The sequence below is a fragment of the Cupriavidus ulmosensis genome (genome assembly GCF_977008105.1).
Window position 1 is genome coordinate 237426 of the sequence record NZ_CDRMWP010000002.1, and the last position, 25197, is coordinate 262622.

The 25197-nt window shown below is 69.1% G+C and carries 22 protein-coding genes; 10 read left to right on the forward strand and 12 right to left on the reverse strand.

Translation table 11 applies throughout. The features are described 5' to 3' along the window. Window positions 1-36 precede the first annotated feature (36 nt). A complete protein-coding gene (locus ACWTPI_RS21020; RefSeq protein WP_029043946.1) occupies window positions 37-1359 on the reverse strand; it encodes an MFS transporter in 1323 nt (440 codons plus the stop codon). Between the two features lie 154 nt (window positions 1360-1513). Here ACWTPI_RS21020 and cyoA point away from each other — a divergent pair, with 154 nt between their 5' ends. The 5 genes from cyoA to ACWTPI_RS21045 all read left to right on the forward strand — a co-directional run bounded on the left by cyoA (window position 1514) and on the right by ACWTPI_RS21045 (window position 6603). Next, window positions 1514-2605, forward strand: a complete 1092-nt coding sequence (cyoA, locus tag ACWTPI_RS21025) for a ubiquinol oxidase subunit II (protein ID WP_454732610.1) — start codon at window positions 1514-1516, stop codon at window positions 2603-2605. Between the two features lie 78 nt (window positions 2606-2683). Continuing rightward, window positions 2684-4684, forward strand: coding sequence for a cytochrome o ubiquinol oxidase subunit I (cyoB, locus tag ACWTPI_RS21030; RefSeq protein WP_454732611.1), 2001 nt, complete (start codon window positions 2684-2686; stop codon window positions 4682-4684). Between the two features lie 28 nt (window positions 4685-4712). Further along, window positions 4713-5333, forward strand: coding sequence for a cytochrome o ubiquinol oxidase subunit III (gene cyoC / locus ACWTPI_RS21035; protein ID WP_454733986.1), 621 nt, complete (start codon window positions 4713-4715; stop codon window positions 5331-5333). Next, window positions 5330-5746, forward strand: coding sequence for a cytochrome o ubiquinol oxidase subunit IV (gene cyoD, locus ACWTPI_RS21040; RefSeq protein ID WP_020204666.1), 417 nt, complete (start codon window positions 5330-5332; stop codon window positions 5744-5746). The genes cyoC and cyoD overlap by 4 nt, the downstream gene beginning before the upstream one ends. A gap of 86 nt (window positions 5747-5832) precedes the next feature. After that, window positions 5833-6603, forward strand: coding sequence for an SURF1 family protein (locus ACWTPI_RS21045; protein ID WP_454732612.1), 771 nt, complete (start codon window positions 5833-5835; stop codon window positions 6601-6603). 55 nt (window positions 6604-6658) lie between these two features. On the opposite strand, the gene ACWTPI_RS21050 is transcribed toward ACWTPI_RS21045, so the two are convergent. Both ACWTPI_RS21050 and ACWTPI_RS21055 read right to left on the reverse strand, forming a co-directional pair. Further along, window positions 6659-8107, reverse strand: coding sequence for a dipeptidase (locus tag ACWTPI_RS21050; protein ID WP_454732613.1), 1449 nt, complete (start codon window positions 8105-8107; stop codon window positions 6659-6661). Window positions 8108-8181: 74 nt separating this feature from the next. Continuing rightward, complete coding sequence (locus ACWTPI_RS21055) at window positions 8182-9411, reverse strand: MFS transporter (protein ID WP_052165962.1); 1230 nt, start codon at window positions 9409-9411, stop codon at window positions 8182-8184. Between the two features lie 686 nt (window positions 9412-10097). On the opposite strand from ACWTPI_RS21055, the gene ACWTPI_RS21060 reads away from it, so the two are divergent. Both ACWTPI_RS21060 and ACWTPI_RS21065 read left to right on the forward strand, forming a co-directional pair. Beyond that, window positions 10098-10919, forward strand: a complete 822-nt coding sequence (locus ACWTPI_RS21060) for an alpha/beta fold hydrolase (RefSeq protein WP_020204662.1) — start codon at window positions 10098-10100, stop codon at window positions 10917-10919. A gap of 374 nt (window positions 10920-11293) precedes the next feature. Beyond that, complete coding sequence (locus ACWTPI_RS21065) at window positions 11294-12634, forward strand: Nramp family divalent metal transporter (RefSeq protein WP_020204661.1); 1341 nt, start codon at window positions 11294-11296, stop codon at window positions 12632-12634. 931 nt (window positions 12635-13565) lie between these two features. Here the strand turns inward: ACWTPI_RS21065 and ACWTPI_RS21070 are convergent. The 5 genes from ACWTPI_RS21070 to ACWTPI_RS21090 form a co-directional block, all read right to left on the reverse strand. Further along, the gene (locus ACWTPI_RS21070) at window positions 13566-14744 is read right to left on the reverse strand and encodes an MFS transporter (protein ID WP_454732614.1); all 1179 of its coding nucleotides are present in this window, start codon (window positions 14742-14744) and stop codon (window positions 13566-13568) included. A gap of 66 nt (window positions 14745-14810) precedes the next feature. Further along, window positions 14811-15311 (reverse strand): GAF domain-containing protein, encoded by a 501-nt coding sequence (locus ACWTPI_RS21075; RefSeq protein WP_059412149.1) that lies wholly within the window; start codon window positions 15309-15311, stop codon window positions 14811-14813. A gap of 139 nt (window positions 15312-15450) precedes the next feature. Further along, window positions 15451-15822, reverse strand: coding sequence for a HepT-like ribonuclease domain-containing protein (locus ACWTPI_RS21080; protein ID WP_059412151.1), 372 nt, complete (start codon window positions 15820-15822; stop codon window positions 15451-15453). Beyond that, window positions 15819-16109: a nucleotidyltransferase family protein gene (locus ACWTPI_RS21085; RefSeq protein WP_059412153.1), complete on the reverse strand. Its 291-nt coding sequence runs from the start codon at window positions 16107-16109 to the stop codon at window positions 15819-15821. The genes ACWTPI_RS21080 and ACWTPI_RS21085 overlap by 4 nt, the downstream gene beginning before the upstream one ends. Before the next feature lie 94 nt (window positions 16110-16203). Continuing rightward, a complete protein-coding gene (locus tag ACWTPI_RS21090) occupies window positions 16204-17088 on the reverse strand; it encodes a LysR family transcriptional regulator (protein ID WP_454732615.1) in 885 nt (294 codons plus the stop codon). Window positions 17089-17290: 202 nt separating this feature from the next. Between ACWTPI_RS21090 and eno the strand changes: the two genes are divergently transcribed. Continuing rightward, a complete protein-coding gene (eno, locus tag ACWTPI_RS21095) occupies window positions 17291-18574 on the forward strand; it encodes a phosphopyruvate hydratase (RefSeq protein ID WP_454732616.1) in 1284 nt (427 codons plus the stop codon). Between the two features lie 24 nt (window positions 18575-18598). On the opposite strand, the gene msrA is transcribed toward eno, so the two are convergent. The 3 genes from msrA to msrB all read right to left on the reverse strand — a co-directional run bounded on the left by msrA (window position 18599) and on the right by msrB (window position 21937). Then, window positions 18599-19333, reverse strand: a complete 735-nt coding sequence (gene msrA, locus ACWTPI_RS21100; protein ID WP_020202750.1) for a peptide-methionine (S)-S-oxide reductase MsrA — start codon at window positions 19331-19333, stop codon at window positions 18599-18601. Window positions 19334-19596: 263 nt separating this feature from the next. Next, a complete protein-coding gene (locus tag ACWTPI_RS21105) occupies window positions 19597-21390 on the reverse strand; it encodes a cytochrome c biogenesis protein DipZ (RefSeq protein WP_454732617.1) in 1794 nt (597 codons plus the stop codon). Between the two features lie 34 nt (window positions 21391-21424). Beyond that, on the reverse strand, window positions 21425-21937 hold the full coding sequence (gene msrB, locus ACWTPI_RS21110; RefSeq protein WP_029043549.1) for a peptide-methionine (R)-S-oxide reductase MsrB: 513 nt from the start codon (window positions 21935-21937) through the stop codon (window positions 21425-21427). 176 nt (window positions 21938-22113) lie between these two features. On the opposite strand from msrB, the gene ACWTPI_RS21115 reads away from it, so the two are divergent. Both ACWTPI_RS21115 and ACWTPI_RS21120 read left to right on the forward strand, forming a co-directional pair. Next, on the forward strand, window positions 22114-22845 hold the full coding sequence (locus tag ACWTPI_RS21115; protein ID WP_020202753.1) for a response regulator transcription factor: 732 nt from the start codon (window positions 22114-22116) through the stop codon (window positions 22843-22845). After that, entirely contained in the window at window positions 22842-24389 is a 1548-nt protein-coding gene (locus ACWTPI_RS21120) for a HAMP domain-containing sensor histidine kinase (RefSeq protein ID WP_454732618.1), read from the forward strand. The genes ACWTPI_RS21115 and ACWTPI_RS21120 overlap by 4 nt, the downstream gene beginning before the upstream one ends. On the opposite strand, the gene ACWTPI_RS21125 is transcribed toward ACWTPI_RS21120, so the two are convergent. Continuing rightward, the gene (locus tag ACWTPI_RS21125) at window positions 24378-25154 is read right to left on the reverse strand and encodes a GntR family transcriptional regulator (RefSeq protein WP_020202755.1); all 777 of its coding nucleotides are present in this window, start codon (window positions 25152-25154) and stop codon (window positions 24378-24380) included. The genes ACWTPI_RS21120 and ACWTPI_RS21125 overlap by 12 nt on opposite strands. Window positions 25155-25197 lie beyond the last annotated feature (43 nt).

The window sequence follows — 25197 nt, forward strand, 5'->3', positions numbered from 1 at the left end:
GCAGGACATGCGCGGCCCGCGCCGCGCGGGGCCGCGTCAGTCGCGCGAGGCCAGCGTGCGGTTGATGCCCAGCGCCAGCAGCGTGCAGGCGGCGCCGGACAGAAGATAGACGCTCACCGCCACCAGCCCGAACTCGACCGACAGCCCCAGCGCCACCAGCGGCGCGAAGGCCGCGCCGAACAGCCATGCGAAGTCGGAGGTCAGCGCCGCGCCGGTATAGCGGTAGCGGCTCTCGAAGTTCGAGGTGACGGCGCCCGCGGCCTGTCCGTAGGACAGGCCCAGCAGCCCGAAGCCGATCAGGATGAACAGGTCCTGCCGCGCCGCGCTGCCGCCCATCAGGAACGGCGCGAACAGGCTGAAGATGGCGATCAGCGTGGCCATCAGGCCGAGCGTGGTGCGCCGGCCGATGCGGTCCGCGATCACGCCCGAGGCGATGGTGCCGAGCACGGCGACGCCGGCGCCGATGATCTGCACCACCAGCACGTCGCTCACGTCCTGCGTGCCGTGCACCGCCACCCACGACAGCGGGAACACCGTGACGAGGTGGAACAGCGCATAGCTGGCCAGCGCCGCGAACGCGCCGAGGAACAGGTTGTAGCCCTGGTCGCGCGCGATCACGATGGGGCTGATCGGCTCCAGCTCGCCTTCGTCCAGCAGTTGCGTGTACTCCTGCGTCACCACCAGCCGCAGCCGCGCGAACAGCGCCACCACGTTGATGGCGAAGGCCACGTAGAACGGATAGCGCCAGCCCCATTCGAGAAATTCCTCGATGTCGAGGCTGGTGCGCAGGAACAGGAACAGCGAGCCCGCGATGAAGAAGCCGATCGGCGCGCCGAGCTGCCCCAGCATCGAATACCAGCCGCGCCGCTGCGGCGGCGCGTTGAGCGCCAGCAGCGAAGGCAGGCCGTCCCACGAGCCGCCGAAGCCGATGCCCTGCAGCACGCGGAAGCACGCCAGCAGGATGATGGACTCGCGCCCGAGCGTGTCGTAGCCCGGCAGGAAGGCGATGCCGGCGGTGGCCGTGCCGAGCGCGAACAGCGCCGCGGTGAGCTTGATGCCGCGCCCCCAGCGCCGCTGGATCACCATGAACAGCGTGGTGCCGAACGGGCGCGCGATGAAGGCGAAGGAGAAGACCGTGAAGGACAGCAGCAGGCCTTCCACGCGCCCGGCGAACGGGAAGAACACCGCCGGGAAGACCAGCACCGAGGCGATGCCGTAGACGAAGAAATCGAAGTATTCGGAGGCCCGGCCGATGACCACGCCGGTAGCGATCTCGCCCGGCGCGACCCTGGCATGGTGCGCGGCCTCCTGGGCCGAGGGTGCTGACGACGGGTCGTGCTGGTGAGCGATGCTGGACATCATCAGGCCTTGTCGTAGTGCCACACTCCTTTAAGAATGGCACTTCTTTGACTACAGTGCCATAGGAAAATATGCAGTGTCGGAAAGCTTGATTCTCGAAGTATGATGTTGCCCATGCCAGCCCACCGGCGTTCCAACGATCACTTGGACGGCTATGCATTTGCGTACACGGATAGTGCCATCCCGCTACGTCAAGCGCGGATTCCTACTTTCGGCTGCCTTGCTGTTGACGGGTTGCAGTGCCGTGCTGATGGCCCCGTCCGGCGACCTCGCGGTCAGGCAGCGTGATCTAATCATCATCTCGACCGGCCTGATGCTGTTGATCATCGTGCCGGTGATCATCCTCACACTGCTGTTCGCCTGGCGCTACCGCGCCTCCAACCGCGCCGCCACCTACGAGCCCGACTGGGACCACTCCACGCTGCTCGAACTGGTGATCTGGTCCGCGCCGCTGCTCATCATCATCGCGCTCGGCGCGATCACCTGGGTCAGCACGCACAAGCTCGACCCGTACCAGCCGCTGTCGCGCATCGACGCCGAGCGCGGCGTGCCCACCGGCACCGAGCCGCTCACCGTGGAAGTGGTGGCGCTGGACTGGAAGTGGCTCTTCCTGTATCCCGACCAGGGCATCGCCACCGTCAACGAACTGGTGGCGCCGGTGGACCATCCGATCCGCTTCAAGCTCACCGCGTCGAGCGTGATGAACTCCTTCTTCATTCCCGCGCTGGCCGGGCAGGTCTACGCCATGCCGGGCATGGAGACCAAGCTCCATGCGGTCATCAACGCGCCCGGCGTGTACGAGGGCTTCTCCGCCAACTACAGCGGCGCGGGCTTCTCCGGCATGTACTTCAAGTTCCACGGCGTGAGCAACGAGGAGTTCGAGCGCTGGGTCAGGCAGGCCAAGGCCGGCGGCGGCGCGCTCACGCGCGAGACCTACCTGAGGCTCGAGCAGCCCAGCGAGCGCGAGCCGGTGCGCCGCTACGCCAGCGTGGACCCGGCGCTGTACGGCGCCATCCTCAACCGCTGCGTGGAAGCGGGCAAGCCGTGCATCAAGGACATGATGCCGATGACCGGGCAGGCCACGCGCCAGGCGCAGCGGGCGCAGCCGGTGCCATCGGTACGGCTGGGGTCGGGGCGGGGCGAGTATGCGCTGGCCTCGCTGCAGCGGGACCGCGCGCCGTTCGGCGAGATCTGCACCGCGAGCGACCCGACCGGCTCCGGTTCCGCCAAAGCCCTGCCGCGCTGACGCGGCCCGGCCCGACGCCATGACGCGAGCGCCGAAAAAGAATCCTGCAACAATGCCCCTGCGGCCCTGGTGATGACAATGCCCGAGCACGATCTTACCCAGCTGGTATTCGGCCGCCTGACCTGGGAGGCGATTCCCTACCACGAGCCCATCCTGCTGGCGACCTTCGCCGTGGTGGCGGTCGGCGGGCTGGCGCTGGTCGGCGTGCTGACCTACTTCCGCGCGTGGGGCTACCTGTGGCGCGAATGGTTCACCAGCATCGACCACAAGAAGATCGGCATCATGTACATCGTGCTCGGCATCGTCATGCTGCTGCGCGGCTTCGCCGATGCCATCATGATGCGCGCGCAGCAGGCGGTGGCCTTCGGCGATTCGGCCGGCTACCTGCCGCCGCACCACTACGACCAGATCTTCACCGCGCACGGCGTGATCATGATCTTCTTCGTGGCCATGCCGCTGGTCACGGGCTTCATGAACTTCGTGGTGCCGCTGCAGATCGGCGCGCGCGACGTGGCCTTTCCCTTCCTCAACAACTTCAGCTTCTGGATGACGGTGGGCGGCGTGGTGCTGGTGATGATGTCGCTGTTCGTCGGCGAGTTCGCGCGCACCGGCTGGCTGGCCTATCCGCCGCTCTCGGGCATCCTGCAGAGCCCCGACGTGGGCGTGGACTACTACATCTGGTCGCTGCAGGTGGCGGGGCTGGGCACGCTGCTGTCCGGCATCAACCTGCTGGTGACGATCGTCAAGATGCGCGCGCCCGGCATGACGCTGATGAAGATGCCGATCTTCACCTGGACCTCGCTGTGCACCAACGTGCTGATCATCGCCGCGTTCCCGGTGCTCACCGCGGTGCTGGCGCTGCTGGCGCTGGACCGCTACGTCGGCACCAACTTCTTCACGGCGGACCTCGGCGGCAACGCCATGATGTACATCAACCTGGTCTGGATCTGGGGGCACCCCGAGGTCTACATCCTGGTGCTGCCCGCGTTCGGCATCTTCTCCGAAGTGGTGTCAACCTTCTGCGGCAAGCGGCTGTTCGGCTATGCGTCGATGGTGTACGCCACGGTGGTGATCACGGTGCTGTCGTACCTGGTGTGGCTGCACCACTTCTTCACGATGGGCTCGGGCGCGAGCGTCAACTCGTTCTTCGGCATCACCACCATGATCATCTCGATCCCGACCGGGGCGAAGATTTTCAACTGGCTGTTCACCATGTACCACGGGCGCATCCGCTTCGAGGTGCCGATGCTGTGGACGGTCGGCTTCATGGTGACGTTCGTCATCGGCGGCATGACCGGCGTGCTGCTGGCGGTGCCGCCGGCGGACTTCTCGCTGCACAACAGCCTGTTCCTGATCGCCCACTTCCACAACGTGATCATCGGCGGCGTGCTGTTCGGGCTGATGGCCGGCATCAGCTACTGGTTCCCCAAGGCGTTCGGCTTCAAGCTCGACCCGTTCTGGGGCAGGTGCTCGTTCTGGTTCTGGCTGGTCGGCTTCTACGTCGCCTTCATGCCGCTGTACGTGCTCGGCCTGATGGGCGTGACCCGGCGCATGAACCATTTCCAGGATGCCTCGCTGCAGATCTGGTTCCAGATCGCCGCGTTCGGCGCGCTGCTGATCGCCTGCGGCATCGGCTGCTTCCTGATCCAGCTGTTCGTGAGCTTCCGCCGCCGCGAGGCACTGCGCGACACCACCGGCGACCCGTGGAACGGCCGCACGCTGGAGTGGTCCACGTCCTCGCCGCCGCCGCAGTACAACTTCGCCTTCACGCCGCTGATCCACGACAACGACGCCTGGTGGCAGATGAAGCAGCTCGGCTACCAGCGCCCGCAGCAGGGCTTCATCCCGATCCACATGCCGAAGAACACCAGCGCCGGCATCATCCTCGCGGGGCTGAGCACGCTGATGGGCTTCGCGCTGATCTGGCACATGTGGCTGATCGTGGCGCTGGCGTTCATCGCCCTGCTGGCGGTGGCGATCGGCCACACCTTCAACTACAAGCGCGACTACTACATCCCGGCCGACACCGTCGTCCGTACCGAGGCAGAGCGCTCGCGCCTGCTTGCCACTCATGGTTGATATCGCCACCCCCTACGGCCCGGACAGCATGAGCGCGCAGGCGGCCCCGCGCGAGGCGCAGCTGCGCTTCTACGAAACCACCGAGGTGCACCCGCAGAACGGCACGCTGCTCGGCTTCTGGCTCTACCTGATGAGCGACTGCCTCATCTTCGCCAGCCTGTTCGCCGTCTACGGCGTGGTGGGCCGGCGCTATGCCGGCGGCCCGACCGGCGCGGAGCTGTTCGAGCTGCCGCTGGTGGCGCTCAACACCACCTTCCTGCTGCTGTCGTCGATCACGTATGGCTTCGCCATGCTGGAGATGCAGAAGGCGCGCACCAGCCAGACGCAGTGGTGGCTGGCCATCACCGGCGTGCTGGGCGCGGCCTTCCTCGGCATCGAGATGTACGAATTCGCGCACCTCATGCACGAAGGCGCCGGGCCGCAGCGCAGCGCGTTCCTGTCGTCGTTCTTCACGCTGGTCGGCACGCACGGGCTGCACGTGACCGTGGGCATCGTGTGGCTGGTCACGCTGATGGTGCAGGTCGGCAAGTACGGGCTGATCCACGAGAACAAGCGCCGCCTGATGTGCCTGTCCATGTTCTGGCACTTTCTCGACGTGGTCTGGATCGGCGTGTTCACCTTCGTCTACCTGATGGGAGTCCTGCCATGAACGCGCACGACAATACGCTGGCCGGCGGCGCCGGCGCGCACGGCCACGATGGCCACGACGGCCACGGACACCATGACGACGAAGGGTTCCACGCCACCTTCGGCGGCTACATGACCGGCTTCGTGCTCGCCGTGCTGCTGACCGCGGTGCCGTTCTGGCTGGTCATGGCCAACGTGTTCGACAAGTCACGGACCACGGCGCTGGTGCTGCTGGCGTGCGCCGCCGTGCAGATCGTCGTGCACATGATTTACTTCCTGCACATGAACTTCAAGTCCGAGGGTGGCTGGACCATGCTGGCCCTGATCTTCACCATCGTGCTCGTCGTGATCGCGCTGAGCGGCTCGCTCTGGGTGATGTTCCACCTGGATCAGAATATGATGCCGGCTATGCACGACACGAAGAACCTACCTTGAACGCAACTCGACACCCCCAGCCCCAGCCAGCCACCGGCGCCGCAAGCGCCCAGCCGTCCGCTTCCCCGCGCCGCACCGGCGCTCTCGTGGTGTTTGCCGTCCTGGCGGCATTCGCCTTTTCCGTCCTGGTCGGGCTCGGCACCTGGCAGGTCCAGCGCCGCGCCTGGAAGCTCGACCTGATCGAGCGCGTCAACGCGCGCGTGCACGCGCCGCCGGTGGCGGCGCCCGGTCCCGCGCAATGGCCGCAGGTCAGCGTGGCCGGCGACGAATACACGCACGTGCGCGTGTCCGGCACGTTCCTCAACGACCGCGAGACGCTGGTCCAGGCCGTGACCGACCTGGGCGGCGGCTTCTGGGTGGTCACGCCGCTGCGCATGGCCGACGGCAGCGTGGTGCTGGTCAACCGCGGCTTCGTGCCGCCCGAGCGCGCCGAGCGCGCTACCCGCAGCCAGTACGACCCGCCCGGCGAGACCACCGTCACCGGCCTGCTGCGCATCAGCGAGCCCGGCGACGCCTTCCTGCGCCACAACGACCCGGCGGCCAACCGCTGGTACAACCGCGACGTGCCCGCCATCGCCGCGGCGCGCGGCCTGCAGAACGTGGCGCCGTATTTCATCGACGCCGACGCGGCGGCCGGCGCCGCGCCCGCGGTCAATGGCGCGGCGGCCGACCCCGAAGGCAGCGTGCCGCGCCAGCAGGACGGCGAGCGCACGTGGCCGGTCGGCGGGCTGACCGTGATCTCCTTCCACAACAGCCACCTCGGCTACGCCATCACGTGGTACGGGCTGGCGCTGATGGTGGCGCTGGGCGCCTTCCTGGTCGGCCGGCAGGAGTACCGCCGGCGCAAGGGGATGTGAGGCGCGGCTGGTGTCCCGACGCATCGGGACGCCGGCCAGCACATCCGCCGGGGCCCTAGCCGACCGTGGCCTCGAACACGCGGCGGTAGTTGCCGCCCAGGATCATGCCCGTTTCCTGCTGGGTGAAGCCCGCGGCGACCAGCGCGTCGCCCAGCGAGGGCAGCTGCTCGTAGCCGGTGAAGACCGGCGGCGAGATGAAGCCGAGCATGTCGGTGCCCAGGCCGACGTGCGCCACGTCCACCACGTCCGCCATGCGCTTGACGCCTTCGGCCATCGCTTGCAGGCTGTGGAAGGTGCCCGCGCTCGGCCACACGCCAATCACGCCGCCGGTGCCGGCGATGGCGCGCGCATGGTCCGGCGAGATCAGCCGGCTGCGCGTGCCCGGGTGCGTGGCCAGCGCCGTGTGTGAGATCACCAGCGGCTTGCTCGACGCCGCCGCCGCGCGCTTGACGAGGTCGTAGGTGCCGTGCGCCACGTCCACCACGATGCCCAGCGCATTGCAGCGCCGCACCACCGCGGCGCCGAAGTCCGTCAGGCCGCCGTGCACCGGCGCCTCGGTCTGGATGTCGCCCAGTTCGTTGACGCGGTAGTGCGTCAGCTGCAGATGGCGCAACTGGTACATCGCATGCGCCTCGTCCACGCGCTCCAGCCGGCCTTCCAGGAAATCGGCGCCCTCCGCCGCGATGATCGCGCACGGGCCGGCGTGGCCCTGCGCCGCCAGCGTGGCCGCGCTGGTGACGACCTGCATGCGCTCGCGCGCCACCAGCTCGTGCGCGCGCGCGAATTCGGTGCGGCCCAGCGCGTAGAGCTCGCCCTCCTGCGGCGTGCGCCAGGCCTCGAAGCGCATGCGGTTGGCGGATACGCGCGTGACCGTGGTGTCGGTGACGATGGCCAGGCAGATCAGGTTCATGCCGCCCGCGCGCATCGGCGCGGCCAGCGGCAGGAACGGCCGGCGCGCGCCGATGGCCGGATCGCGCGAGACGATCACGCGGCCGGCGTGGCTGTGCATGTCGATGGTCAGCGCGTCGGCGGCCGGTTGCCATCTGGCCGGCGCGTTGGCCGGCTGCGCGTTGCCGGCCGCATCGGCCTGCTCTTCGGTGTAACCGGAGAACCGTCCCGGCGCACAGGCCGCGAGGCCGAGCGCCGCGCCGGAGGCCAGGAACACGCGCCGGCTCATGGTGCCGGCGGCGGGCGCGGCGAGCGGCTGCGCGTCGCGCAACTGGTAGCGCCATCCCGCCGGATCGTCCAGCAGGCGCACCAGGCGGCCGCGCAGGCCGACTGCCTGCGCCGGCAAGGCCAGCGGGCCGGCGGCGTAGACCTCGACGCAGGCCCGCGGATCGCGCGGCACGCAGCCGCCGCAACAGGGCGGCTCGGCCGCCAGCAGGAAATAGTCGGCGGCCTGTGCCTCGGGATCGAGGGAGATCATCCAGCCGCCGAATTCGACCGTTGCGCCGTCGAGCGCGTCGGCATTGCCGTTCCGGATCGTCGTCCAGTCGATCTGCATGCGGGGTCCCCTGGTGTGGCCGGCGCCGCGCCGGCCGCGCTATGGAGGATAGCCGCTCGGGCCCCGCTTGTGCGTCAGCTTTTCTGCGCCGGGGGGCTGAACAGGTAGGGCACCACCGCGGCCGCCACCAGCACGCCCGCCGACAGGAAGATGGCGGCGTAGGTGCGCGAGACCGGCCAGCGCGCGGCGTCGCCGAAGCTGGCGATCATGCCGAAGGCCCACGACGCCAGCGCCGAGCCGAGGAAGACGAAGGTATTGAGCAGGCCCAGGCCGCGCCCGCGCGCCGCCGGCGGGATCAGGCCGCGGCCCTGCGCCATGACCAGTGGGTGGAGCATGCCGATGGTGGACAGCAGCGCCATCAGGCCCACGCCGGAGGCCACGCTGCTGTCCGGCCACATGGTCAGCAGGATCGCGCCCAGCAGCGAGAAGCAGGACCAGCCGCCGATGGTGGCCTTGAGCGAGCTGCGCCGCACCAGCACCGGCAGCACGAACGCCGTGGCGAAGCCGGCCAGGCTCAGCAGCGTCAGCGCCACGCCGCGCGGGCCGGCCTGCAGGCCGTAGACGCTGGCCAGGTAAGGCCCGCTCCAGGCATTGCGGAAGGCGGTGCCGGCGGCCATCGCCACGCACATCGGGATCAGCGTCCACAGCGGCGCCAGGCCCAGCAGCCGGGCGCTCTGCAGCAGCATGGCGCGCCACGGCGTGTGGCGTGCCTCGGCATGGCCCTCGTCGCGCACGCAGCGCCAGACGCCGTAGCAGGCCATCGCCATGCACAGCGCCGCGAACGCCATCGCCACGCGCCAGCCCAGCAGTTGCGAGGCCCAGCCCAGCGGCGCCGTGGCGCACAGCGCGCCGATCATGCCGGTGGCGTTGGACTTGCTGACCACGCGCGTGTAGTCGCGCTCGGACAACTGCTCGGACGCGAAATGCAGCAGCCCCATGAAGACCGGCGCGCAGGCCAGGCCGAGCCCGGCCTGCGCCAGCATGGCCACGCCACCGTTGGGCGCCAGCGTAAACAGCAGCGACGACACCGCGCCGATGGCCAGCAGCAGCGACGTGGGCCGGCCCACGCCGTAGCGGTCGAAGGCGATGCCGACCGGGATCTGCGCCGCCGCGAAGGCCATGAAGAAACTCGACGACAGCGCGCCGAAGCCGGCCGCCGACAGCCCGAAGTCATGCTGGAGTTCCGGCGCCATCACCGCCAGGCAACTGCGGTAGAACTGGCTGAGCGCGAACGCGAAGGTCAGCAGGAGGATGCCGTGCAGCGCGCGGTTGGTGGCATCGGGGGCGCTTTGCCGCGCGGGCAGCTGGCCGCCTTGCGCGGCTGGGGATGTCTTCACGATGGAACCAGGTCTGTGTTCTTCTTATGCGCTGCTTCCCGGAGCACGGGCGCAGGACCGCGACCGCGGGGCGCCGCGGCAGCGGGTCATTCTACGCTGCCGGCCCGCCGGCCGAGGTGCGCCGCGGTTGGCTTGCGTGGTTCGCCGGCGTCAATCTGTTCGATTATCGGTGCGGATGGATGTCCGGCTTGTGACCGCGCGGCAGCGTTCCGGCCCGGCCGGTGGCCGATGAAAATTCGCCACATCCCGCTCGTGCACACGCGATTCGCCGCCTATTCTCCTATGGCTGTGCACGTTGTATCGCTGGCCGGCCGCAGCTTGCCGGGCGCCATGAACGCGGAAGTCTGCCTGTCCCGCCAGGGCGGCAGTCCACGGCCAGGGATGCCTGGTGCCCTGGTCTTGCCGCGCCCGCAGGGGACGGCGCTCCGCGCCTTTTCCTTCCCGCATCGTTTCTCGCCAAGGAGCATGCAGTGACTACGCAACAAGAACAAGACCCCGTGCCGTCGCCAGCGCGCCGCAATGTGCTGGTGGCCGGCGCGTCCGCCGTTGCCGCCGGCACCCTTTCCGCCCTGGCTGCCACGGCGGACGCCGAGGCAGCCACCAAGCCGGTTCGTGCCGGCGGCCAACACGCCCCCAACCAAGGAAGCCAAGTCATGGATACCATCACCACCAAAGACGGCACCCGCATCTACTACAAGGACTGGGGTACCGGCCAGCCCATCGTGTTCCATCACGGCTGGCCGCTCACCGCCGACGACTGGGACGCGCAGATGCTGTTCTTCCTCTCCAAGGGCTACCGCGTGATCGCGCATGACCGCCGCGGGCACGGCCGCTCCACCCAGACCGCGACCGGCAACGAGATGGACACCTACGCCGCCGACGTGGCCGCGCTGGCCGCGCACCTCGACCTGCGCAACGCCGTGCACGTGGGCCACTCCACCGGCGGCGGCGAGGTGGCCCGCTACGTGGCGCGCCACGGCGCCGGCCGCGTGGCCAAGGCGGTGCTGATCGGCGCGGTGCCGCCGGTCATGGTCAAGAGCGCGGCCAATCCGGGCGGGCTGCCGCTCGACGTGTTCGACGGCTTCCGCGCCCAGCTTGCCGCCAACCGCGCGCAGTTCTACAAGGACGTGCCGATTCCGTTCTACGGCTACAACCGCGAAGGCGCCAAGGTCTCCGAAGGCATCAAGGAGAACTGGTGGCGCCAGGGCATGATGGGCGGCACCAAGGCCCACTACGATTGCATCAAGGCCTTCTCCGAGACGGACTTCACCGAAGACCTCAAGAAGATCGACGTGCCGGTCCTGATCATGCACGGCGACGACGACCAGATCGTGCCGATCGCCGATTCGGCGCTGCTGTCCATCAAGCTGGTGCGCAACGGCACGCTCAAGGTCTACAAGGGGTATCCGCACGGCATGTGCACCACCCATCCCGACGTCATCAACGAAGACCTGCTTGCCTTCATCAAGCAATGACCGCGCGGCAGCCGGCCCAAAGCCGGCTGCGGTTTGTCGGTCTTTCCCTTGCCGTGCCGCCCGCGATTCCCACCGCGGGCGGCACGGCGCCTGTGCGTCCCAAGGCCGCCGGCGGGATGCGCGCCTGCCGCTCTTGCCGGCCAGGCGGCGCTTCCCGCACGGAAGGCACCGCATTCTTTATGCCTTTGAAGGCAATTCTCCGAAATAAGTGAATCAAAATGCACTTTAAGTGACGTGCAACCGTCCTCATCTGTGTATCAAATGAGAGTGATTGGCATTTACAATTGGCGGCAGCGTGCGGCATTGCCCAGAATGAGTCATCAGGCGCGCGAGCCGGCCCCGCCGGCGCGCCAACCACCATGCCAGAGCCAATCATGCCTCCCAGCCCAGACCAGCTTGCCCTTCCCGCCGCGTCCGCGGACGCGCGGCTTGCCCCGCAGCTGCCGCGGCGGGCCGCCTTCCTCGGCGCCGGCGCGCTGGTGGCGGTCGGCTACATGGACCCGGGCAACTGGGCCACCGCCATTTCCGCCGGCGCCAGGTACGGCTACGGCCTGCTCGCGGTGGTGGCCGCCGCCAGCGTGGTGGCCATGCTGCTGCAATGGATCGCCGCGCGCATCGGCGTGGTCACGGGGCGCGACCTCGCGCAGCTCAGCCGCGAGCGCTTCGGCCGGCGCACCGTGATCGGCCTGTGGCTCGCCAGCGAGATCGCCATCATCGCCTGCGACGTGGCCGAAGTGGTGGGCACCGCCGTGGCGCTGCAACTGCTGCTGCACGTGAACCTGTGGGTCGGCGTGCTGCTCTCCGCCGTCGGCACCATCGCCATGCTGGCCGTGCAGCGCCAGGGCCGGCGCACGCTCGAAGCGCTGGTGGCCGGGCTGATCCTGCTGGTGGCGCTGTGCTTCGTCGCCCAGCTGGCGATGGCGCAGCCCGACTGGGCCGCGGTGGCCGGCGGCTTCGCGCCCTCGGCGCAACTGGTGCGCGACGCCGGCATGCTGTGGCTGGCCGCCGGCATCGTCGGCGCCACCGTGATGCCGCACAACCTCTACCTGCACTCCGCGCTGGTCAGCAAGTTCGCGCCGCGGTCGCAAGCCGGCCAGCCGGCGGCAACGCGCGCGCCCCGGGCCGCGGACGCGCCCGCCGTGGCGGCGGCGCTGCGCGGCGTCAACCTCGACACCATCGGCTCGCTGACCTTCGCCTTCCTCGTCAACGCCGCGCTGCTGATCCTGGCCGCCGCCGCGTTCCACGCCAGCGGCATGACCGAAGTCAGCGACCTCGCCGACGCGCACCGCCTGCTGGATCCGCTGCTCCACTCGCAATGGGCCAGCCTGCTGTTCGCCGGCGCCTTGCTGGCCTGCGGCCTGAACTCCACGCTCACCGGCACGCTGGCCGGGCAAGCGGTGATGGAAGGCTTCCTCAACCTGCGCATCTCGCAGACCCGGCGCGCGCTGCTCACGCGCGGACTGGCCATCGTGCCGGCGCTGGCGGCGGTGGGGGTGTTCGGGCAGCACGGCTCGGCCGAACTGCTGGTGGCCAGCCAGGTGGTGCTCAGCCTGAGCCTGCCGCTGGCGGTGGTGCCGCTGATCCTGTTCGCGTCCAACCGGGAACTGATGGGCGCGTGGCGCGTGCGCGGCGTGCCGCTGGTGTTGGCCTGGGTTAGTGCGGGGGTTATTCTTTTTCTTAATGGGGCGTTGCTTTGGCAGGGGGTAATTGGTTAATTTTTTTATTGATTTTAAATTCCTTTGGCTATTAAAGTCAAAGGATTAACTTCAAAGTCAACGGCTGAACTTCAAAGTCAAAGGCTTTCGCTCCTCCGGAGCGACCTACTTTCTTTTGTCCGAAAAGAAAGTAGGCCAAGAAAGCGGACTGCCTTGCCGGCAGGGGCAGAGCCGAACAGGGTTGTTGGTTGTTGGTGGTTTCGTGGTGGGGTTCGTGGTTCTGCTGGGATTCTGCCGGTACCGGTTCTAGCGGCCACGTTCTCTCGGGTGGTGTTCGATTCGTGGTGGCGCTGCATGATGGCATAGGCCCAGGCCCTTCGGGCTGCTGCCGCGACCGGGGCAAATGCATACGGCAGAGGGACGGTGCTGGTTTCGTGGTGGGCGCGGTGGCCCCCATTCGATCTCAGTGCCAAACGGTTTTGACTTGAGAGGTAATCCGGGTCAAAGCAACCCAACACACTCGCGCGGGGTCCACCACGTCCACCACGAAAACATGAGGGTGCTATGTCGTGGCCGCCCGAGTCGGTAACGGCAGATGGTCGAACCAGCAGTGCGCTCGCCATCATAGGTCCGACCCCGAAACCCATACCGCCAGCCAGATCGTGGCCAGCCGAACCGGTAACGGCAGGATGCCAGCAGAATCACAGGCCTCACCACGAAACCAGAAACACTAGAAACCCCAACGTTTCTGCCCCTGCCGGCCAGGCAGCCCGCTTTCTTTGCCTACTTTCTTTTCGGGGAAAAGAAAGTAGGTCGCTCCGGGGGAGCGAAAGCCTTTGACTTTGACTTTGACGTTCAGCCATTGACGTTCAGAAGTTGACTTTGACGTTCAGCAGTTGACGTCAAATCCAAGCTTCCAAAGCTTCCGAATCTTCGAAATCAGCGCAAATCCAGGCAGACTAGCCCAATCCAGAAACCCAGGCCCAGGCGGTCAGCCCGCGCCGGCCACGTCCATCAAGCGTGCCTCCCGCGCCCGCAGCACCAGCGCCGCCGCCAGCCCGACCGCGCACATCGCCGCCGTAAGCAGGAACGCCCGTCCGCCCACGCTGGCGAATAGGAAGCTGCCCGCGAACACGCAGGCCGCCGTCAGCAGGCCGGTGCAGGCGGCGTAGAGTCCCGTGCCGCTGGAGAGCACCTGCGCGGGCACGCGCGTGCGCACGTACTGCGCCGCGCCAAGCTGCGTGAAGCCGAGCGTGGCGCCTTGCAGCAGTTGCGCGAGCATGGCCACGCCGGGTGTCTGCGCCAGGCCGGTCAGCGACCAGCGCAGCACGCCCGCCGCGCAGGCCAGCGCGATCAGCGCCGGCGGCGAGATGCGCGCGGCCAGCAGCGAGCCGCAGGTGAACGCCATGATCTCGGCCAGCACGCCGAGCGCCCACAGGTAGCCGATGGTCGAGGCGGAAAACCCCACGCTTTTCCAGTACAGCGCGCTGTAGCTGTAGAAGAAGCCGTGGCAGGCCTGCGAGACCGCCGCGCTGGCCAGGAACAGCGAAAAGCCGGGCACTTGCAGCACCTGCAGCAGCGGTCCCTTGACCGTGTGGCGCACGGCGATGTCGTCATTGGGCAGCATCAGCGCCAGGATGCCCTGCCCGAGATAGGTCACAAGGAAGGCGATCGCGATCACTTCGGTGCCGGCGCGGTCCACCAGCCAGCCTAGCGCCACCGACACCGCCACCACCGACATCGAGCCCGCGCTGCGCAGTCGGCCGAAATCGAGGCCGTAGCGCGGCACGCCGGCCAGCGCCATCGATTCGCTCAACGGAATCAGGCTGGCCGAGAAAGCCTTGGTGGCGAGGAACACCAGCAGCACGCCGACGAAGCCCTCGGCGCTGAACAGCAGCCCGGCGCTGAGCACCGAGCCGCCCACCAGCGCCAGCAGGATGGCCTTGCGGCTGCGGTACTGGTCGGCGATGGCGCCTACCGCCGGATTGACCAGCACCGCCAGCGCGGCGCCGAGCGCCATCACCAGCCCGGTCTGCCGGTCGTCCAGGCCCTGCGCGCGGATCCACAGCGGGAAGAAGCTGATGGTGATGGCGACCGGCGCGTACAGCGCGACGTAGTACAGATAGAACGCGGCGACGGGGTGGCGGGTGCCGGCGGCTTGGGTGGTCACGGATGGTTGGCGGATCGGTGCTTGTTGTTGTTCGACGGCGCGGCCAGCGCCGCTACCGGTGGCAGGTCAGGCGCGCGACCAGCCCAGTTCCACGAAGACCCGGCACAGCGCTTCCATGCCGGCGGCGTCCTCGTTGTCGAAGCGGCCCGCGACCGGGCTGTCCACGTCCCACACGCCGATCAGCGTGCCGTCGGCGGCAACCAGCGGCACCACGATTTCCGATTGCGAGGCGGCGTCGCAGGCGATATGTCCGGCAAACGCATGCACGTCCGGCACGATCTGGGTGGCGCGGGTCTGCGCGGCGGTGCCGCACACGCCCCGGCCCAGCGCGATGCGCACGCAGGCCGGCTTGCCCTGGAACGGCCCGACCACCAGTTCCCGGCCGTCATGGAAATAGAAGCCCGCCCAGTTCAGGTCTTGCAGCGAGTGATAGACCAGCGCCGAGAAATTCGCGGCATTGGCGATGCGGTCGGTCTCGTCGGCCAGCAGTGCGCGGGCCTGCGCCACCAGTTCCTGGTATTGCGCGGACTTGGATTGCGGGGTGGCGTCGGTGGGGAGGTGGAACATGGCGGCTGGAATGAGAGCGGAAAAAGGCTGCGCCATTGTCTCATTCCCGCGTTCCGGGCGGTGTTCCGAAGTGCAATATGGCGGTGTCGGGCGGGCGGTCGCGCGGTCCGGCTCGCGGCCGTGGGCGAGGAGCAGCCGGTCAGCCAATATCCTGGCGAAGAGACTGGCGCGATATTTCCACTTGCCGGCGCAGCCCGGGAAGGTCGTTCTGGAGGGTTTTCCACACAATTTCCAGATCGACCGCGAAATAGCCGTGCGCCACCGCATTGCGCATCTGATAGGCGAAGGCCAGCGGCAACTCAGGGTGCGCCGCCGCGAATTCCGGATAGTGGTCCTCGATGTTGTGGCTCGCTTCTCCGATGATCTCGATGTTGCGGACTACCGCGTCCTGCGCCATTTCGTTCGCAAGGAACGCCATCTCGTCCATCCCCTTCGTGTAGCGGGCAATCCGGTCGATGGCTTGCAGAACGTGCTCCAGATAATCGGCCAGCCGTTGCTTGTCCCGGCTCATACCGGCACCGCTTCGGCAAGCACGATGTCCCGGAATTTCTCGGGCAGCGCCTTCGGCGTCAGCACGTCGACGGGCACGCCGAGCAGTTGAAGCAATTCATGCCTGATGGCGCCGATATCGAACAGTGTCGTCTCCGGTGTCGGGTCGACCAGGATATCGAGGTCGCTGCCTTCCGCATCTTCGCCGCGGACGACCGAACCAAAGACGCGTGCATTGCGGGCCCGGTGGGATTCCACCACGCGCCGGATCGCCTCGCGGTGGGAGGCAAGTGCCTGAGAGGGTTTCATGGCTTGCAGACCTGTTTTCCAGAGTGGACCCGCTTCGCGGGTGCGCCAGCACACGGTGACTATCATATAGCGAACCGGCGCGCGGCTCGAAGCCTCATGATCCGCCTTCCTCCCCCTTCTCCCCCTCCGCCCCCAACGTCCCCCGCAGCCACCCGATAAACACATCCATGTCCCGCGGCAGTTCGCGCGCGGCGGGCACCGCCATCAGCCCGCCCGCGAAGCGCACGAAGCCGTGCGGCGCGACGAGCTGGCCGTCGCGCAGTTCCTTGTGGATCAGGCGTTGCTCGACCAGCGCCACGCCGGCGCCGGCGAGCGCGGCTTCGATGCACAGGTGGGTGTGCGGGAAGGTGAGCTCGCCGCCGTGCGCGATGGACTTGCCGGACAACCGCTGCCACTGGTCCCAGGCGCTGGAGGTGAAGTCGTGGGCGATGCGCACGGCGGCGCGCAGCGGGGTCTTGTACGCCGGCGCGCGCACCGGGCCGAAGGTGGCCGGCGCGAGGTAGAGCGCGCGCCGGCGGTCGGCCTCGGCGTAGGCGCTGAGGTCCCAGGCGATGACCACGTCGGCGCCTTCGGTGCGCATCTCGCGCGCGGAGGTCATGGACAGGCGGATGCGGATGTCGGGCCGCAGCCGGTAGAAGTCCACCAGGTGCGGCACCAGCCAGCGCATGGCGAAGGTGGCGCTGCAGGCCACGTGCAGGCTGGGGCCGCGCGCCTGGTCGAGCAGGCGGCCGTAGCCCTGCTCGAGCTGGTCGAACACGGCGCGCACCACGTCGTACATGGCCTGGCCGCGCGCGTTCAGGCGCACGCCGGTGCCGTCCTTGTCGAACAGCGTGGTGCCGGCGTGTTCCTGCAACTGGCGCAACTGGCGGCTGACGGCGCCGTGCGTGCGGCACAGCTCCTCGGCCGCGCGGGTGATGGAGCCGGTGCGCGCGGTGGCCTCGAAGGCGCGCAGCGTGGACATCGGGGGCAGGGTCCGCATGACGTGAATATGCAAAAAACTGACGAATTGGGAAGAATAACTCGGTTTTGCCGGAGGCTAGTTCTCTCTAACATGCCATCCATCGAGTGCGTTGTGGCGGGAAGGAGCACTTCTCCCATGCGGCGGAACATCCGTCAGCGTGAAGATTGCTCACGAAGCCGCGGCGCCGCAGGCGGTTTCTTTCAGGCAACGGAGCGGCAGGATGAGCGAGATCAGTCAGGTGCAGGGATACGAGGTGCTGGATAGCCGTGGCAATCCCACGGTGGAGGTGGAGGTCACGCTGGCCGACGGCGCGACGGGCCGGGCGACGGTACCTTCGGGCGCATCCACCGGCGCGCGCGAGGCGGTGGAGCTGCGCGACGGCGACCCGGCGCGTTATCTCGGCAAGGGCGTGAGCCGCGCGGTGGCGGCGGTGAATACCGAGCTGCGCGCGGCGCTGGCCGGCGTGGACGCGCGCGACCAGCGGCGGGTGGACGGCATCATGACCGCACTGGACGGCACGCCGGACAAGGGCAGGCTCGGCGCCAACGCGCTGCTGGGCGTGTCGCTGGCGGTGGCGCACGCGGCGGCGGCGTCGGGACGGCAGGCGTTGTTCGCGCATCTCGGCGGGCCGCAGGCGCATGTGTTGCCGGTGCCGATGATCAACATCGTCAACGGCGGCGCGCATGCGGACAATGCCATCGACTTCCAGGAATTCATGATCGTGCCGGTGGGCGCGCCGGACTTTGCCGAAGGCGTGCGCATGGCCTCGGAGGTCTTCCACACGCTGCGGCTGGACCTGAAGGCGGCGGGCTTCAACACCAACGTGGGCGACGAGGGCGGCTTCGCGCCGGACCTGCGCGCGGCGGACGAGGCGCTGGACTTCATCCTGCGCGCGGTGGAGCGCGCCGGCTACCGCGCCGGCACGGACGTGGCGCTGGCCATCGACCCCGCCGCCAGCGAGTTCCACGAGAACGGCAGCTACGTTTACCGCGGCGAGGGCGTGACGCGCAGCGCCGAGGCGCAGGTGGACTACCTCGCGGGGCTGGTGGCGCGCTACCCGATCGTCTCGATCGAGGACGGCATGGCCGAGGACGACCTCGACGGCTGGAAGCTGCTGACCGCGCGGCTGGGCGGGCGCTGCCAGCTGGTGGGCGACGACGTGTTCTGCACCAATGCCGCGCTGCTGCGGCAGGGCATCGAGGCCGGCGTCGCCAATGCGATCCTGGTCAAGGCCAACCAGATCGGCACGCTGACCGAGACGCTCGACACCGTGGGCGTGGCGCGGGCGGCGGGCTACGCGGCGGTGATGTCGCACCGCTCGGGCGAGACCGAGGACACCAGCATCGCCGACCTGGCGGTGGCGACCGGCTGCGGGCAGATCAAGACCGGCTCGGTCTCGCGCTCGGACCGCACCGCCAAGTACAACCAGCTGATCCGCATCGAGCGCGCGCTCGGCGCGCGGGCGCGCTACGCGGGCGCGGGCGCCTTCCAGCCGCGGGGCTGAAGGCGGCGCGCACCGGCCAGCGCGTCAGGAGCCGGCCACCTTCAGCAGCACCGGGTCGTTGCGGTACAGGTCCGGGAACATCTGCTTGAGGTAGCCGATCTTGGGCAGGTCGTTGACCACGATGTACGGATGGGCCGGATGCAGCGTGAGGAAGTTCTGGTGGTAGGCCTCGGCCGGGTAGAAGGCCTTGTAGTCTTCCACGCGGGTGACGATGGGGCCGCCGAACACGCGCGCCTTGCCGAGCTGGGCGATGTAGGCCTGCGCCACGCTGCGCTGCTCGGCGGTGAGCGGGAACACGGCCGAGCGGTATTGCGTGCCGTGGTCCGGGCCCTGGTAGTCGAGCTGGGTCGGGTTGTGCGCCACCGAGAAGAACACCTGCAGCAGGCGGCCGTAGCTGACCTGGGCGGGATCGAAGGTGACTTGCACCGATTCGGCATGGCCGGTGTTGCCGCCGCTCACGGTCTCGTACTGCGCCGTGCCGGCCGCGCCGCCGGCGTAGCCGGAAGTGACCTGCTTGACGCCGCGCACGTGCTGGAACACGCCCTGCACGCCCCAGAAGCAGCCGCCCGCGAAGACCGCGGTCTCGGTCTGCGCGGCGGGTTTTTCGTCCTGCGCGGGCGGCGGGATCTTGACGGCATCCTCGGCGGAGTTGGCGCTTTGCCAGGCTACCAGGCCCGCGGCGAGCATGGCCGCGCCGGCAAGCTTGGCTCCGGCCGAGCGCGTCAGGCGGGAGAAGAAGGTGGTCGATTGCGTGGGCATGATGGTCTGTCCTTGGTGAGATCGGGTTGCTGGCGGAAAGTCTGCCTGCTGCTGGTGTTCTCCCCTCTCCCGCTTGCGGGAGAGGGGCGGGGGAGAGGGTCGGCGCTGCCACGAAGTGATGGCCTTCGCCATATGCGGGCCCCTTGCCCTCTCCCCCGGCCCCTCTCCCATTGCATGGGAGAGGGGAGCAAACCGGCAGCAGTCAGAGCCGCATCGGTGATGCGGTGAGTCGTGCCTGTGTCGTCTGCGTTTGCATGGTGGAATCAGCCGAACGTAAAGGCATACGCCTCCACGCCCGGGTCCAGGAATTCGATGGAAAACGTGTGGTCGGCGACCGTGCCGGGCTGGCGCACGAGCTGGTACAGCCGCTGCTCCGTGACCGTGCCGCTGCCGTCCGCCGCCACGTCCATGCCGCGCGCGCCGCCCGGCGCGGTGCCGTCTATGCTGACGCGGAAGCGCACCGGCTTGCCGTCCTGGCCCGGGCCCAGCACCAGGTGCAGGTCGCGCGCGTGGAAGCGGTACACGATGCGGCCGTCCTTGCCGGCCAGCGTGGCGTGCTCCGCGCCGACGGTCCAGTCGCCGGCCAGGCCCCAGTCGTTGAGCGCGGGCCGGCCCGGCGCGGCGTAGGTGCGCGGCTTGTCCTGCGCCTGGCCGCCCGGCGAGGCGAAGTGCTCGGCGCGCTCGTAGCCGATGTAGGTCTCGCCCGAGCGCACGTCGGCCTTGTCGGAAGCCATCTGCACGCCTTGCTCGGACGCCGCGCCGATGCCGGTGGCGACCGTGGCCGCGCCGGCGTGGCCGGCCTCGGCCAGCAGTTGCCGGATCACCTGCTCGGAGCGCGCGTATTCGCCTTCGCCGAAATGGTGGAAGCGGATCTGGCCCTTGGCATCGATGAAATAGTGCGCCGGCCAGTACTGGTTGTTGAAGGCGCGCCAGATGGCGTAGTTGTTGTCGATGGCCACCGGGTAGTCGATGCCGAGGTCGCGCATGGCCTTCTGCACATTGCCGACGTTGCGCTCGAAGGCGAACTCCGGCGCGTGCACGCCGATCACGACCAGCCCCTGGTCGCGGTACTTCTGCGCCCATGCCTTGACGTAGGGCAGGGTGCGCAGGCAGTTGATGCAGGAGTAGGTCCAGAAGTCCACCAGCACCACCTTGCCGCGCAGCGCTTCGGCGGTGAGCGGCGGGGAGTTCAGCCACTGCACGGCACCCGTCAGCGCGGGCAGCTGGCCTTCGACCGGCAGCGCCGGGGCGGCGTCTGCACTGACCGCGCGCATCATCGCGCTGGAGGCCGCCATCATGGCCGGGCCGCCAGCCGTGTCGGCCGCCGGCGCGGGGCTGCCCGCCAGCCGGTCCACCAGGTGCTGCTCGATGCCGCCGGTGGCCACGGTCGACACGCGCGCCAGCACGCCGGTGTCCAGCCCCAGCCCGATCGCCACCACGCCCAGCAGCATGGCCGCGCCGATGCCGCGCCGCAGCCATTCGCCCGCGCCCAGCGAGCGCTTCATCGCGGTGAACACGCGCCCGCCGATCAGCAACGCCACCGCCAGCGAAGTGGCCGCGCCGGCCGCATACGCCACCAGCAGCAGCGTGGTGCCCGCGCTGGCGCCGCGCAGCGCGGCGCCGGTCAGCACGAGGCCGAGGATGGGGCCGGCGCACGGTGCCCACAGCAGGCCGGTGGCGATGCCGAGCAGGAAGGACGAGCCGGGCCGCACCTGCCCGTCGGCCTGCGCGAAGGCCGACAGGCGGCTGCCGGCACTGACTAGCGGGTGCATCAGCCGCTCGGCCAGCCGCGGCAGCAGCAGCGTCAGGCCGAACACGGCGAGCAGCGCGATGGCGAGCCAGCGGCCGTACTGGTTGGCCTGCGTCACCCAGCCGCCGCCCACCGCGGCCAGCGTGGCCACGGCGGCGAAGGTCAGGCCCATGCCGGCCAGCAGCGGCAGGCCGCTGCGCAGGAAAGGCTGGTCCGCGCGCGAGAACACGAACGGCAGCACGGGCAGGATGCACGGGCTCAGGATGGTGAGCGCGCCGCCGAGATAGGCGAGTACGATGAGAAACATGGCGTGGTCCAGATGTGGTGGTATGCCGGGCGCGTCAGGCGGCCTGCGGGCGGAAGGTCATCGCCACGCCGTTCATGCAGTAGCGCAGGCCGGTGGGCTTGGGGCCGTCGTCGAACACGTGGCCGAGGTGGCCGCCGCAGCGGCGGCAGTGCACCGCCGTACGCGTGGTGCCGAAGCTGCGGTCCTCGGTGGTGCCCACGGCGTGCTCCAGCGGCGCCCAGAAGCTGGGCCAGCCGGTATGGCTGTCGAACTTGGCGCGCGAGGAGAACAGGTCGAGCTGGCAGCCGGCGCAGGCGAACACGCCGGCGCGGTGCTCGTTGTTGAGCGGGCTGCTGTAGGGGCGCTCGGTGCCTTCCTGGCGCAGCACCTCGTACTGGGCCGGGGTCAGCAGCTGGCGCCACTGCGCGTCGGTCTTCATGACCTCGAAGACCTCGGCCGGCTTGCCCGCGCCGGCGGGGCCGGCCGCCAGGGCGCGCCACCCGCCCGCCACGGCGATGGTCGCCACGGCGGCACCGCCCGACAATAAAAAGCGCCTTCTGCTGCCCATGATGTACTCCTTGCGTGGGTTCCACGAATCGATGGACGCATCCTATGGCCGGCGCGATCCCGGAGTCCTCACGAAAGGTTAAATTAAATGTGATAACTCGGCGGCGCGGAATTCTGCACAATGGCTGCGCGGGCGCCATCCGCCTTTTCGTCTTTTCACCGTTCCTATCGCCGCCAATGGACCATCCCAAGCGCATCCTGATCGTCGAAGACGACGTCGACATCGCCAACGTGCTCAGCCTGCACCTGCGCGACGAGCGCTACGAAGTCGTGCACAGCGCCGACGGCAACGAGGGCCTGCGCCTGCTCGAGCAGGGCAACTGGGACGCGCTGATCCTCGACCTGATGCTGCCCGGCGTGGACGGGCTGGAGATCTGCCGGCGCGCCCGCGCGATGGCGCGCTACACCCCCATCATCATCACCAGCGCGCGCTCCAGCGAGGTGCACCGCATCCTGGGGCTGGAGCTGGGCGCCGACGACTACCTCGCCAAGCCGTTCTCGGTGCTGGAGCTGGTGGCGCGCGTCAAGGCGCTGCTGCGCCGGGTGGACGCGCTGGCGAAGGACCTGCGCGTGGACGCGGGCAGCCTGGTGCTGGGCGGGCTGTCGATCGACCCGATCGCGCGCGAGGCCACCGTGGACGGCCGGCGCATCGAGCTGACGCCGCGCGAGTTCGACCTGCTGTATTTCTTCGCGCGCCACCCGGGCAAGGTGTTCTCGCGCATGGACCTGCTCAACGCCGTGTGGGGCTACCAGCACGAAGGCTACGAGCACACCGTCAACACCCACATCAACCGGCTGCGCACCAAGATCGAGGCTGATCCGGCGCAGCCCGGCCGCATCCTCACGGTGTGGGGACACGGCTACAAGCTGGCGGCCGGGCCTGCCGGCGCGCCGGGAGACGCGACATGAACACCCTCACCGAGAGCGCGGCCGAAACCACCGGCGCCGCGCAGGAGCGGCCCGCGCGCCGCGGCCCGCGCTTCGGCCTCACGCTCACGCAGCGGCTGTCGCTGGTGTTCTCGGTGCTGCTGCTGGCCTGCTGCGGCGCCTCGGCGTGGCTGCAGGTCCGCTCCAACGACATGCACGAGAAGGAGGTCATCCAGGATCTCTCGCGCGGGCTGGCCGCGCACATCGCGCGCAACGCCGTGCTGATGGATGCCGACGGTCTCAAGCCCGAGGCGCTGCGCCAGTTGTTCGGCCAGTTGATGGTGGTGAACCCGAGCGTGGAGGTCTACCTGCTCGACGGCCAGGGGCATGTCGTGGGCCACGACGCGCCGGCCGGGCGCCTGCAGCGCGAGCAGGTGGACCTGCAGCCGGTGCGCCGCCTGCTGGCCGGCGGCGCGCTGCCGATCCTCGGCGACGACCCGCGCAGCGCCACCGGCCGCAAGGTGTTCAGCGCCGCGCCGCTGCGCTCGGGCGGCTATATCTACGTGGTGCTGCTGGGCGAGACGCACGACGAGCTGGCCGCGCGCGTGTCGGCCAGCTCGGTGCTGCGCACCACGCTGTGGTCGATGGCGCTGGTGGCGGCGCTGGGCCTCGTGGCCGGGCTGGTGGCGTTCGGCCTGATCACGCGGCCGCTGCGCCGGCTGACCGAGGCCATGCGGCGCTTCAATGCCGACGCCGACCCGGAAACCGCGCCCGCGGCGCAGCCGGGCCTGCTGCGCGCGTCCGCCGCGGGCAGCCGCGACGAGATCGCCGCGCTCGAAGCCGCGTTCGCGCAGATGGCCGGGCGCATCGCCGAGCAATGGCGCGCGCTGACCAAGCAGGACCAGGAGCGGCGCGAGCTGGTGGCCAATATCTCGCACGACCTGCGCACGCCGCTGACCTCGCTGCAGGGCTATCTGGAAACGCTCTCGCTCAAGGCCGACACGCTCGGCGACGCCGAGCGCCGCCGCTACCTCGCCATCGCGCTGGCGCAGAGCGTGAAGGTGGGGCGGCTGGCGCAGTCGCTGTTCGAGCTGGCGCGGCTGGAGCATGGCATCGTGCAGCCCGCGCTGGAAGCGTTCTCGCTGGCGGACCTGCTGCAGGACGTGTTCCAGAAATTCGAGCTGCCGGCCGAGGCGCGCCAGGTGCAGTTGCGCGCCGGCATCCCGCCGCGGCTGCCCGCGGTGACGGCGGACCTCGGCATGATCGAGCGCGTGCTGACCAACCTGCTGGACAACGCCATCCGCCACACGCCCGCGCATGGCGCCGTCGATGTCGACCTTGCCGTGGGCGACGGCAAGGTGTCGGTCACGGTCAGCGACACCGGCCCCGGCATCGCGCCGGCCTTGCGCGAGCGTTTGTTCCAGCGCGCCTTCAGCGCGGGCGCGCATCGCGGCGGCGGGCTGGGGCTGCTGATCGTGCAGCGCATGCTGCAGCTGCACCACAGCCAGATCCGCCTGCTCGAGCGCGAAGGCGCGGGCGCGGTATTCCGCTTCGAGCTGCCGGTGGCCGGGCGCTCAGTTGGATAGCAGCAGCCGGCGCGGGTTGGGCGGGATCGCGATGGTCTGGAAATAGACCGCGTCGCCGCGCTTGTCGAACGCGCGGATCTCCAGCGTCGCGCCCGCGGTGCCCGGCTTGACGCCGATGGCGCGGCACGCGGCCGGCGGGAACACGCCGACCGTCAGCGTCTCGGCAAAGTGCGTGACCGCCTGGCGCGCCTTGCGCGCGAGGAATTCCTTCAGGTTGATGCCCTGGAGCGCCTCGACCGGCTCCTCTTCCAGTTCCGGAAAGCGGCCCTGCACCACGTAGAAGCTGGTGAACAGGTCGAACTCGTTGTTGACCGAGAAGATGCGGTCCACGCGGTGCCACGCGGCGCCGGGCAGGTGCGCCGACCACGGGCCGCTCTCGGTGACGGTCTGCTTGCCGATGGCGTGCGAGAAGATCGGCAGGATCTCGCCGCTGCTTTCGTCGAGGAAGCGGCAGTGATAGAAGGGCGCCGTCATGGGCCGCTCGCCGGCGGCCACGAAGGTGCCGGAGCCTTGCCGGCGCACCACCAGCCCGTCCTCGGCGAGGCTGGCCAGCGCGCGCTGCACGGTGCCCAGGCTGAAGCCGCTGATCTGCGCCAGGGTTTCCTCGGCCGGCAGCTTGTCGCCGCCGCGCAGGCGCGTGTCGTCGATCGCGTCGGACACGGCGTCGCGCAGTTGCAGGTATTTCGGCAGGCCGGAGCGCTCGCGCGCGCGCAGCGTGTCGGGCAGCCATTGCGCGATGGCATCCACGCCAGGTGCTTCCATCATCTTTTCTTCCTCTTCTTGCGGGCCATCCTGCCGGCGCGCGCCT

Excerpts from the sequence above, each read along its gene's own strand:
- ACWTPI_RS21020 (WP_029043946.1), bottom strand. The coding sequence starts at position 1,359 with ATGTCCAGCATCGCTCACCAGCACGACCCGTCGTCAGCACCCTCGGCC.
- cyoA (WP_454732610.1), top strand. The coding sequence starts at position 1,514 with ATGCATTTGCGTACACGGATAGTGCCATCCCGCTACGTCAAGCGCGGA.
- cyoB (WP_454732611.1), top strand. The coding sequence starts at position 2,684 with ATGCCCGAGCACGATCTTACCCAGCTGGTATTCGGCCGCCTGACCTGG.
- cyoC (WP_454733986.1), top strand. The coding sequence starts at position 4,713 with ATGAGCGCGCAGGCGGCCCCGCGCGAGGCGCAGCTGCGCTTCTACGAA.
- cyoD (WP_020204666.1), top strand. The coding sequence starts at position 5,330 with ATGAACGCGCACGACAATACGCTGGCCGGCGGCGCCGGCGCGCACGGC.
- ACWTPI_RS21050 (WP_454732613.1), bottom strand. The coding sequence starts at position 8,107 with ATGCAGATCGACTGGACGACGATCCGGAACGGCAATGCCGACGCGCTC.
- ACWTPI_RS21060 (WP_020204662.1), top strand. The coding sequence starts at position 10,098 with ATGGATACCATCACCACCAAAGACGGCACCCGCATCTACTACAAGGAC.
- ACWTPI_RS21065 (WP_020204661.1), top strand. The coding sequence starts at position 11,294 with ATGCCTCCCAGCCCAGACCAGCTTGCCCTTCCCGCCGCGTCCGCGGAC.
- ACWTPI_RS21075 (WP_059412149.1), bottom strand. The coding sequence starts at position 15,311 with ATGTTCCACCTCCCCACCGACGCCACCCCGCAATCCAAGTCCGCGCAA.
- ACWTPI_RS21080 (WP_059412151.1), bottom strand. The coding sequence starts at position 15,822 with ATGAGCCGGGACAAGCAACGGCTGGCCGATTATCTGGAGCACGTTCTG.
- ACWTPI_RS21085 (WP_059412153.1), bottom strand. The coding sequence starts at position 16,109 with ATGAAACCCTCTCAGGCACTTGCCTCCCACCGCGAGGCGATCCGGCGC.
- ACWTPI_RS21090 (WP_454732615.1), bottom strand. The coding sequence starts at position 17,088 with ATGCGGACCCTGCCCCCGATGTCCACGCTGCGCGCCTTCGAGGCCACC.
- eno (WP_454732616.1), top strand. The coding sequence starts at position 17,291 with ATGAGCGAGATCAGTCAGGTGCAGGGATACGAGGTGCTGGATAGCCGT.
- msrA (WP_020202750.1), bottom strand. The coding sequence starts at position 19,333 with ATGCCCACGCAATCGACCACCTTCTTCTCCCGCCTGACGCGCTCGGCC.
- ACWTPI_RS21105 (WP_454732617.1), bottom strand. The coding sequence starts at position 21,390 with ATGTTTCTCATCGTACTCGCCTATCTCGGCGGCGCGCTCACCATCCTG.
- msrB (WP_029043549.1), bottom strand. The coding sequence starts at position 21,937 with ATGGGCAGCAGAAGGCGCTTTTTATTGTCGGGCGGTGCCGCCGTGGCG.
- ACWTPI_RS21115 (WP_020202753.1), top strand. The coding sequence starts at position 22,114 with ATGGACCATCCCAAGCGCATCCTGATCGTCGAAGACGACGTCGACATC.
- ACWTPI_RS21120 (WP_454732618.1), top strand. The coding sequence starts at position 22,842 with ATGAACACCCTCACCGAGAGCGCGGCCGAAACCACCGGCGCCGCGCAG.
- ACWTPI_RS21125 (WP_020202755.1), bottom strand. The coding sequence starts at position 25,154 with ATGATGGAAGCACCTGGCGTGGATGCCATCGCGCAATGGCTGCCCGAC.